We start from the raw sequence: 10,087 nt of genomic DNA, 5'->3' as shown, positions 1-10,087 counted from the left end.
CAGGGCTTGGAGATCGCGTGATCTCCAAGCCTGATCGTGTTCTCGAAGCGGACCACCCGGCGGGCGCCCCCGGGCTACTTGATCGCGCCCATCGAGAGGCCGCGCACCAGCTGCTTCTGCGCGATCCATCCCGCCAGGATCACCGGCAGCGACGCCAGCAGCGCCGCCGCGCAGAGCCGGGCGAGGAACAGGCCCTCGCTCGTCATGGTCGACACGATGAGCACTGGCACGGTCGCCGCGCGCGACGCCGTGAGGTTGAGCGCGAAGAAGAACTCGTTCCACGCGAAGATCACGCAGATGAGCGCCGTCGCCGCGATGCCGGGCGCCACCATCGGGATGAGCACGGACCGCAGGGTCCGCATCAGCCCGGCGCCGTCCACGGACGCCGCCTCCAGCACCTCGCCGGGCACCTCCAGGAAGAACGAGCGCATCATCCAGACCGCGATCGGCAGGTTCATCGCGGTGTACAGGACCACGAGGGTCCAGATGTTGTCGAGCACCTTGAGCTGCCCGGCCACCACGTAGATCGGCACGATGACGGCCACGACCGGCAGCATCTTGGTGGAGATGAAGAAGAACAGGACGTCGCTGACCTTCTCCACCGGCCGGATCGACAGCGCGTACGCCGCCGGGATCCCCAGCAGCAGCACCAGCACGGTGGACACCCCGGTGGCGATGGCCGAGTTGCCCACGTAGGCCGCGGACCCGCCCTCGATCACCGCGCGGAACTGGTCGAGCGTCGGCGTGAAGAACCACGTCGGCGGGTCGGAGGCCGCCTGGCTCTCCTGCTTGAACGCCGTCATCGCCATCCAGAGGACAGGGAAGAAGAACGCGAGGGCCAGCAACCAGGTCAGCGTCGTCAGCACGCCACCGGTGGTTCGACGGCGGTACGCGCGCGTCACGTCGGACATGCTCACTCCTTGACCTCGAAGCTGCGGAAGATGAGGCGCAGCGCGGCGGAGGCCACGATGATCGTGGCGATCACGACGACGACGCCCATGGCGGCGGCCTGCCCGATGTCGAACCCGAGGAACGCGCGCTGGTAGATGTAGAACGGCAGGTTGGCGCTGGCGGTACCGGGGCCGCCCGCCGTCATGAGGTAGATCTGGTCGAACGTGTTGACCACGTAGATGATCCCGAGCAGCACGCCCAGCTCGATGTACCGCCGCAGGTGCGGCAGCGTGATCGACTGGAAGGTTCGCCACGGCCCGGCGCCGTCGACGGACGCCGCCTCCAGCACGTCCTTCGGCTGGGCCTGCAGGCCCGCGAGCACGAGCAGCATCATGAACGGCGTCCACTGCCACACGAGCGCCATCAGGATGGCGATCACCGGATAGGTCGAGGTCCAGTCGACGGCCTCGATCCCGAACAGGCCGAGCGCCCAGTTGAACAGGCCGTAGGTCGGGTTCAGCATCGCAACGGACCACAGCACCGACGTCGCCACCGGCATCACCAGGAACGGCGTGATGAGCATGGTGCGGGCCACGCTGCGCCCGAAGAACGGGCGGTCCAGCAGCAGCGCGAGCAGGATCCCGAGGACCATCGCCACCAGCACGCACCCGAGGGTGATGACCACGGAGTTCCAGGCGGTCTGGCGGAACGTCGAGTCGACGGCGATGTCGACGTAGTTCGACAGCCCCACGAACAGGTCCTCGCCGGGGCGCAGCAGGTTCTGCGAGCGCAGGGAGTACCAGATCGTCACCACGAACGGGAGCTGGGTGACGATGATGGTGAAGACCAGTGCGGGGAGCAGCGGGCCGCGGCGCCTCCACCCCTCGGTACGGCTCACCGCACGCTCGGACGCCTCGCGGCGGGCGGCGCGGCGCGAGCCTTCGAGCCGGTCGATGGTCGAGGTGCTCATTGCCCCTCCTGGGCCCGGTAGGTCTCCGCCACGGTTTCGGCGTAGCGCTGGGACTGTGCGATGGCCTCGTCCACGGAGACCTGGCCGGCGATCGCCGCGGACATCTGCTGGCCCACGCGGGTGCCGAGGTCCTGGAACTCCGGGATCCCCACGAACTGGATGCCCGGGTAGGGCACCTGGTGGGTCATGGCGGACTCCTGGGTGGCCCCGTTCATCGACTCGAGGGTCGCGTCGGCGTAGGCCTGCGACACCTCGGCGTACTCGGGGATCTCGTAGGTGGACAGCCGGCTGCCGGGCGGCACCCGCTCCCAGCCGAGCTCCTCGCCGACCAGCTTGATGTACTCCTTGTCGGTCATCCAGGACACGAAGTCCCAGGCGGCGTCCTTGTGGTCGCTCGTCGACGGGATCGCCAGCGACCAGGAGTAGAGCCAGCCCGCCGAGTCCGTGTCGGCGACGGGCGCGGGCACGTAGCCGACCTTGCCCGCCACTGTCGACGACGCGGGGTCCTCGACCGAGGAGACCATGGAGGTCGCGTCGTACCACATGGCCGACTGGCCCTGGGCGAAGCGTGTGAGGCAGTCGCCGAAGCCCGACGTCGCGGCGCCCGGCTGGCCGTACGACCGGACCGTGTCGACGTAGGTCTCGATGGCCTGGCGGCTCTCCGGGGAGTCGAGTGTGGCGTTCCAGTCGGCGTCGAACCAGCCGCCGCCGAACGTGTTCATGACGGTGGTCATGGGGGCCATGTCCTCGCCCCAGCCGGCCAGGCCGCGCAGGCAGATGCCGGAGAAGTCCTGGGCGGGGTCGTTCAGCTCGCCGGCGAGCTCGCGCACGTCGTCCCACGTCGGGTCGGCGGGCATCTCAAGCCCTGCCTGCTCGAACAGGTCGGTGCGGTAGGCCAGGAACGACGACTCCCCGTAGAACGGCACGGAGTACATGTCGTCGTCGTACGAGAGGGCCTCGCGGACGCTGGGGACGAAGTCCTCGGCGTCGTACCCGTCGGTGCGCTCGATGTACGGCTGCAGGTCCTCGATCCAGCCGTTCTTTGCCCACATGGGCGTCTCGTAGTTGGAGATCATGACGACGTCGAACTCACCGCCGCCGGTCGCGACCGAGGCCGTGATCTTGGCGCGGGCCTCGTTCTCGGGCAGCGACACGAACCGCACGTCGACGCCGGGGTGGGCGGCGCGAAACTCGTCCTGCAGCGATATCGCGTCCTGCATCTGCGGGTTGGACACGATGGCCACGACTATCTGCTCGCCGTCACCGCCGCCCACGGCGCCTGCTCCGGCACAGCCGGTCAGGGCCAGCGCGACGGCGGCCGTCGCGGCCGTCAGCCTCGCCCTCGCCGAAGTTCCCCTCAGAGGTCGGAACATCCTCGTCCTCTCCTCGGCGCAGCATCCACGCCGCGCTCATCTGAGATCATGACTTGCTCATCTGCATCCGCAGCGTAGTTCGGTATGCTCAGGTGAGCAAGGCCCTCCCCTTCCAGCCGCTCAGATGTTCCCGCTCACGCCTGCGGGAGTGAGGACGCAGGTGACCCAGAACTACTCGAACCTCATGGTCGAGGTGAGCACCGACTACTACCTCGACGGCAAGTCGAAGGTGGAGATCGCACGCGACCGCGGCATCTCGCGCTTCCAGGTCGCGCGGCTGCTCACGCAGGCCCGTGACGAGGGCGTGGTGCGCATCGAGATCACTCCGCCCCGGGTCGACGGCGAGCGCGGCGCGCGCCTCGCGGCCCGGCTCGGACTGCGCGAGGTCCTCATCGCCGCCAGCGGCGAGGACGCCGCGACCACCCGCGAGAACGTCGCCGTCGAGCTCGCCCACGCGGCCCGGGAGCACATCACCGAGGGCGCGACGGTCGGCGTCTCGTGGTCACGCACGGTCGAGGCCGCGGTGCGGCACATCGGCCGGCTCCCCCACTGCGACGTCGTCCAGCTCGTCGGGGCGCTGCCCGTGGAGGGCAGCGGCAACTCCCTCGCGCTGATCAGCACGTTCGCGCAGATGCCGGGCGTGCGCACGTGGCCCGTCTGGTCGCCGCTCCTCGTGGCCGACGCCGCCACCGCCGCGGGCATGCGCCGGCAGCCGGAGATCGCCGACGCCCTGGCGAAGGCCGACCACCTGGACGTCGCCGTCGTCGCCATCGGCCACTGGTCCGAGCGCACCTCCACGGTGTTCCCGCGGATCAGCACCGAGGAGCAGCGGGCGGCCACCGAGGCCGGCGTCATCGCCGAGTGCTCGGGCCGCCTGTTCGACGCCGAGGGCCGGCCCGTCCGGACCAGCCTCGACGAGCGGGTGGTGGGCGTGACGCTCGAACAGCTCGCCGCGACGCCCCAGGTCATCGCGATCGGCTACGGCGCCGCCGTCGCGCCGGGCCTGGTGGCGGCGGTGACCGGCGGCGTGGCCAACACCCTGGTCATAGACGACGCGGCGGCCACAGCCCTGGAATCCCTCCTGGAGCAGTGAGCCCACCGGACGCCCGCTCTACGTCAGTAACCCGGATTCGCCGAAGTAGAGCGTGCGTCCACGGACACACGCTCTACTTCGCGGAACCCGGCTTGCCGAGGTAGAGCGGGCGTCCGCGGAGAGGCGCTCTACTTCGCGAGCCGGGCTACGAGGGCCTCGACCGTGGCGCGGGCGCCCTTGTTGTGCAGGGAGTCGAGCGCCGCCGTGTAGGCCGAGGTGAACCGCTCGTCGTCGACCAGGTCGCCGAACACCTCGCGGTCGCGCAGGAACGCGAGCGGGTCGGCCCGCTGCGCGAGCGCGGCCTGGTGCAGCCGGTCGGCGAGGCGGTCGACGATGGTGATGGGCTCGCCAGCCTCGTCGACCCCCTCGTCGTACCGGGCCCACGAGGCGACGACGAGCGCCGCGTGCCCGATCGGCCCGCCCGTCGCCAGGTGGTGCCGGACCACGGGCAGCAGCCACTTCGGGATCCGGTCCGACGACTCGGCGCACAGCCGCGCCAGCGTGTCCGCGACGTGCGGGTTGGCGAAGCGCTCGATCAGCGTGCGCTTGTACAGGCCCAGGTCGATGCCGGGCACGGGCGCGAGCGTGGGCGTGCCCTCGTCGTCCATATAGCCGAGCAGGAACCGGGCGAACACGTCCTCGCCCGCCACCTCGTGCGCGTACCGGTACCCGGACAGGTAGCCGACGTAGCACAGGGCCTGGTGGCCCGCATTGAGCAGGCGCAGCTTCATCAGCTCGTACGGCTCGACGTCGGCCACGACCTGCACGCCGGCGTCCTCGAACGGGGGACGGCCGGTGGGGAAGCTGTCCTCCAGCGCCCACTGCTCGAACGGCTCGGCGACCACGGGCCAGGCGTCGTCGACGCCGAAGCGCTCGGCGACCATGGCGCGGTCGGCGTCCGTGGTGACGGGCGTGATCCGGTCGACCATGGAGCTGGGGAACGCGACGTGCTCCTCGATCCAGCCCGCGAGGTCGGCGTCCTTGGCGCGGGCGAACGTGGTGAACGCACGCCGCGCGACCTCGCCGTTGCCCTGGATGTTGTCGCAGCTCAGCACGGTGAACGGCGGCACGCCCCGCTCCCGCCGACGGCGCAGGGCCTCGGTGACCAGCCCGAACGTCGTCGCCGGGACGGCGCCGTCGGCCAGGTCCGCGGCAACCGCCGGGTTGTCCAGGTCGAACTCGCCGGTGACGTGGTGGATGTTGTACCCGCCCTCGGTGACCGTGAGCGAGACGATGCGCACCTCGGGCGAGGCCATCTTCTCGAGCACGGTCTCCGGGTCGTCGGGGGCCAGCAGGTACTCCTTGATCGACCCGATCACGCGCGCCTCCAGGCGCCCGTCCGGGTGCTTGAGCACCAGGGTGTAGAGGCCGTCCTGGGCGTTCAGCGCGTCGCGCATCCGCGCGTCCCCTGGCAGGACGCCGACGCCGCAGACCGCCCAGTCCAGCGCCTTGCCCTCGGCCATCAACCGGTCGAGGTACATCGCCTGGTGCGCGCGGTGGAAGCCACCGACCCCGAGATGGACGATCCCGGTGGTCAGCCGGGTGCGGTCATAGGTGGGAACCGTCAGCTCCGCGCCGCTCGGCGCGGACGCCACCAGGCTGCCCACGGTCTCTTCGTCGAGTGCCGTCATCGTGCTCCTCCGCCGCCCTTCCGACTCCGTTGAACCAGCCGCCAGGCTAACAGATGAGCAAAGGGCGATCACAGATGAGCGGGCTATGCCGACCCGTCAGGCCGGCAGCTCCACCGGGAACGGCTCCCCGAAGTCTGCGGACCGGCTCACGGCGCTCCACCGGAGGTCCGACTCCAGCAGCCGGCGGTCCTGCGCGACCGACATCTCGGTGGCGTTGACGCCGAGCGGCAGGTTGTCGGGGAGGTCGTCCCGCTTGGCCAGCGCGACGAGGATCTCGGCGGCCCGGTCGGGGTCGCCGGCCGTACCGGCACCACCCTGGCGCATCCGGGAGTTCATGGCACCCACGGTGGACTCGTACCCGGCAGGGGCGTCGTGCACGGTCATGGAGGCACCGGCCCAGTCGGTCCGGAACCCGCTCGGCTCGACGACGAGCACCTTGACGCCGAACGGCGCCGTCTCGACCCGCAGCACACGGCTGAAGCCGTCGATGGCGAACTTCGCCGCCTGGTAGGACGCGATGCCCGGCGAGCCGCCGACCCGTCCGCCGGTCGACGAGAACTGGACCACGAGGCCGCCGCCCTGCGCGCGGAGCACCGGAATCGCCGCCTTGGAGACGTTGTAGACGCCCCAGAAGTTGGTCTCGAACTGGGTGCGGAAGTCGGCGTCGTCGGTGGTCTCGATCGGCGACACGTTGGCGTAGCCGGCGTTGTTGACGATCACGTCGAGCCGCCCGAACCGGGCGGCGGCATCGGCGAGGGCGGCACGGGCCGCGCCCGGGTCGGTCACGTCGAGCCGGAGCGGGAGCACCCGATCGCCGAACTCCGCCACGAGGTCGTCGAGCCGTTCGGGGCGCCGCGCCGTGGCGGCGACCCGGTCGCCGGCGGCGAGCGCGGCGCGAGCGAGGGAACGGCCGAAGCCGCGGGATGAACCGGTGATGAACCATGTCTGCTGCATGGCTCTAATAAAACACCGTTGCCTTAACTTGCGCAACACCGTTGCGCTAAGATGTGACGATGACGACTCGGGACTTCCAGCGAGCACGCTCCCCCGAGGCCAAGCTCGTCCGCGAGGCCGCCATCCTCGACGCCGCCCGCCGGCTCGGCGCCGAACGGGGCATCCGGGAGGTGACGCTGACCGACATCGCCGACGCCGTGGGCATGCACAAGTCGGCGATGCTGCGGTACTTCGAGACGCGCGAGGAGATCTTCCTGCGGCTCACCGCCGAAGGCTGGAGGGACTGGGCCCCCGCGCTCGCCGAGCGGCTGCGCGCCATCGAGCGGCCCGACGCGGACGCCGTCGCCGCGACGTTCGCCGCGACTCTCGCCGCCCGCCCGATGTTCTGCGACCTGCTCGCACAGACGCCGCTGAACCTCGAACGGAACGTGTCGCTGGAGCGAGTCAGGGAGTTCAAGCTCACGACCCGCGACGGGCTGGGCCAGATCGTGCCGGCCGTCCGCGCGGCCCTGCCCGGCCTGACGGAACAGGACGGCGTCGACCTCGTCGCGGCGTCGACGTCGATGGCCGGGACGTTCCATCAGATCGCCACCCCGGCGCCCGAGGTCGCGGCCCTCTACCAGTCGGACCCGCGGCTCTCGCACGCCTTGGTCGACGTCGAGCCGCGGCTGGCCCGGATCCTCGGGTCGATGCTGCGCGGGCTGCCGAGGCAGCTCGGCCCGGGGCCGGCGTCCGAAAAGGCCTCTGGCGCCGGCCGTAGCCGACGCCAGAGGTAACCAGTCGTTCCTGCTCAGCCGTCAGGCGACGTCGAACCGGTCGAGGTCCATGACCTTCGCCCATGCCTGGACGAAGTCCCGCGCGAACTTCTCCCTGGCGTCGTCGCTCGCGTAGACCTCGGCGAGCGCACGCAGCTCGGAGTTCGAGCCGAACACCAGGTCGGCCCGGCTGCCGGTCCACCTGGCCGTCCCGGACTCGTCGCGCGCCTCGAAGGCCTCCTGGTCCTGGGACGTGGACGTCCACGTGGTGCCCAGGTCGAGGAGGTTGACGAAGAAGTCGTTGGTCAGCGCGCCCGGGGTCTCGGTCAGCACGCCCAGCGACGACCCGTCGTAGTTGGCGCCCAGCACGCGCAGGCCGCCGACCAGGACCGTCATCTCCGGCGCGCTCAGGTTCAGCAGGTTCGCCCGGTCGAGCAGCAGGTACTCCGTGGGCAGGCGGTTGCCCTTGCCGACGTAGTTCCGGAACCCGTCCGCGGCCGGCTCGAGCCACGCGAACGACTCGACGTCGGTCTGCTCCTGGGTCGCGTCCACGCGCCCGGGCGTGAACGGCACCTCGACGTCCAGGCCCGCCGCCTGCGCGGCCTGCTCGACGCCGACGGCGCCGGCCAGCACGATCACGTCCGCCAAGGAGACCGGGACCGACGAGGAGGCGTTGAAGCTCTCCTGGACGCCCTCCAGCGCGCGCAGCACGGGCACCAGCTCGGTCGGGTTGTTGACCTCCCAGTCCTTCTGCGGCTCCAGTCGGATGCGCGCACCGTTCGCGCCGCCGCGCTTGTCGCTGCCGCGGAACGACGCCGCAGACGCCCACGCCGTGGACACGAGCTGCGCCACCGTCAGGCCGGAGCCGGCGATCAGGCCCTTGAGCGTCGCGACCTCCGCGTCGCCGATCACCTCGGCGGGCGCGGCCGGCACCGGGTCCTGCCAGATCAGCGTCTCCTCGGGGACCTCGGGGCCGAGGTAGCGGGCCTTGGGGCCCATGTCGCGGTGGGTCAGCTTGTACCAGGCGCGCGCGAACGCGTCCTGGAACTGGTCGGGGTTCTCGTAGAAGCGGCGCGAGATCCGCTCGTAGACCGGGTCCAGCTTCAGCGCCAGGTCCGTGGTGAGCATCGTCGGGGAGTGGCTCTTCGACGGGTCGTGCGCGTCGGGGATGGTGCCCTCGCCGCTCGTGGCGACCCACTGGTTCGCGCCGGCCGGGCTCTGCGTGAGCTCGTACTCGTGCTCGAACAGGTTGTGGAAGAACCCGTTGCCCCACTGGGTCGGCGTGCTGGTCCAGGTGACCTCGAGGCCGCTCGTGATGGTGTCGCCGCCATGGCCGGCGCCGAAGGCGTTCTTCCAGCCGAGCCCCTGCGCCTCGATGCCCTCCGCCTCGGGCTCCGGGCCGACATGGTGGTCGGGCGCCGCGCCGTGGGTCTTGCCGAAGGTGTGCCCGCCGGCGATCAGCGCCACGGTCTCCTCGTCGTTCATCGCCATGCGGCGGAACGTCTCCCGGATGTCCCGGGCGGCCAGCAGCGGGTCCGGGTTGCCGTTCGGCCCCTCCGGGTTCACGTAGATGAGGCCCATCTGGACGGCAGCCAGCGGGTTCTCCAGCTCGCGGTCGCCGCTGTACCGCTCGTCGTCGAGCCACCCGGTCTCGGGGCCCCAGTACACGTCCTCGTCCGGCTCCCAGACGTCGGCGCGGCCGCCGGCGAAGCCGAAGGTCTTGAAGCCCATCGACTCCAACGCGACGTTCCCGGAGAGGATCATCAGGTCGGCCCAGGAGAGCTTCTGCCCGTACTTCTTCTTCACCGGCCACAGCAGACGCCGCGCCTTGTCGAGGTTCCCGTTGTCCGGCCAGCTGTTCAGCGGGGCGAAGCGCTGCTGGCCCGCGCCGCCACCGCCGCGGCCGTCGTGCGAGCGGTAGGTGCCCGCGCTGTGCCAGGCCATGCGGATGATGAGGGGCCCGTAGTGGCCGAAGTCAGCGGGCCACCAGTCCTGCGAGGTGGTGAGAACCTCGGCGATGTCCTGCTTCACGGCGGCCAGGTCGAGGCTCGCGAAGGCCTCGGCGTAGTCGAACTCCGCGCCCAGCGGGTTCGCCACGGCGGGGTTCTTGGCGAGGATCTTCACGTTGAGCCGGTTCGGCCACCACTGGCGGTTGCCGCCGCCCTCCGTGGGGTGCGGCGCGCGCGCACCCGCACCGTGCACCACCGGGCAGCCGCCGGCCGCCGCTTCCTCGTTCGCCTGGTAGACGTTTCCCTGGTTCTCAGACATGGATTCCTTCCGGACGTGCCGCTCGCGTCGATCACGAGCCGGCGATCACGAGCCGTTGGCGGTGGTGACCGGCAGACGACGTGGTGGTGGTTGACGCCCACCCGGGTCTCGTAGCGGGCGACGGTGCCCGACGGCTGGATGTGGCGCAGCCG

The 10,087-nt window shown here is 70.8% G+C and carries 8 protein-coding genes; 2 read left to right on the top strand and 6 right to left on the bottom strand.

Annotation, left to right across the window (positions count from 1 at the left end):
• Positions 1-74: 74 nt before the first annotated feature.
• From ACFT2C_RS24705 to ACFT2C_RS24695, 3 genes are read right to left on the bottom strand one after another with little or no spacing between them, the layout of a single operon-like run.
• Positions 75-911, bottom strand: a complete 837-nt coding sequence (locus ACFT2C_RS24705; protein WP_377209735.1) for a carbohydrate ABC transporter permease — start codon at positions 909-911, stop codon at positions 75-77.
• Between the two features lie 2 nt (positions 912-913).
• Positions 914-1,861 carry a carbohydrate ABC transporter permease gene (locus ACFT2C_RS24700; protein ID WP_377209734.1) on the bottom strand — a complete coding sequence of 316 codons (948 nt, stop codon included), beginning with the start codon at positions 1,859-1,861 and terminating at the stop codon, positions 914-916.
• Positions 1,858-3,234, bottom strand: coding sequence for an ABC transporter substrate-binding protein (locus ACFT2C_RS24695; protein WP_377209733.1), 1,377 nt, complete (start codon positions 3,232-3,234; stop codon positions 1,858-1,860). The genes ACFT2C_RS24700 and ACFT2C_RS24695 overlap by 4 nt, the downstream gene beginning before the upstream one ends.
• 160 nt (positions 3,235-3,394) lie before the next feature.
• Here ACFT2C_RS24695 and ACFT2C_RS24690 point away from each other — a divergent pair, with 160 nt between their 5' ends.
• Entirely contained in the window at positions 3,395-4,327 is a 933-nt protein-coding gene (locus ACFT2C_RS24690; protein WP_377209732.1) for a sugar-binding transcriptional regulator, read from the top strand.
• Between the two features lie 128 nt (positions 4,328-4,455).
• On the opposite strand, the gene ACFT2C_RS24685 is transcribed toward ACFT2C_RS24690, so the two are convergent.
• A complete protein-coding gene (locus ACFT2C_RS24685; protein WP_377209731.1) occupies positions 4,456-5,958 on the bottom strand; it encodes a mannitol dehydrogenase family protein in 1,503 nt (500 codons plus the stop codon).
• A 96-nt stretch (positions 5,959-6,054) separates the two neighbouring features.
• Positions 6,055-6,912, bottom strand: coding sequence for an SDR family NAD(P)-dependent oxidoreductase (locus ACFT2C_RS24680; RefSeq protein WP_377209730.1), 858 nt, complete (start codon positions 6,910-6,912; stop codon positions 6,055-6,057).
• Positions 6,913-6,971: 59 nt separating this feature from the next.
• Between ACFT2C_RS24680 and ACFT2C_RS24675 the strand changes: the two genes are divergently transcribed.
• Positions 6,972-7,688, top strand: coding sequence for a TetR family transcriptional regulator (locus tag ACFT2C_RS24675; RefSeq protein WP_377209729.1), 717 nt, complete (start codon positions 6,972-6,974; stop codon positions 7,686-7,688).
• Positions 7,689-7,709: 21 nt separating this feature from the next.
• Here ACFT2C_RS24675 and katG read toward each other — a convergent pair whose 3' ends face one another.
• On the bottom strand, positions 7,710-9,935 hold the full coding sequence (gene katG, locus ACFT2C_RS24670) for a catalase/peroxidase HPI (RefSeq protein ID WP_377209728.1): 2,226 nt from the start codon (positions 9,933-9,935) through the stop codon (positions 7,710-7,712).
• Positions 9,936-10,087 lie beyond the last annotated feature (152 nt).

Source organism: Promicromonospora sp. NPDC057138 (assembly GCF_042670845.1).
Lineage (GTDB): Bacteria > Actinomycetota > Actinomycetes > Actinomycetales > Cellulomonadaceae > Promicromonospora.
The sequence above is the reverse complement of the archived record's forward strand: the minus strand, read 5'-3'. Positions and strand labels throughout refer to the sequence as shown.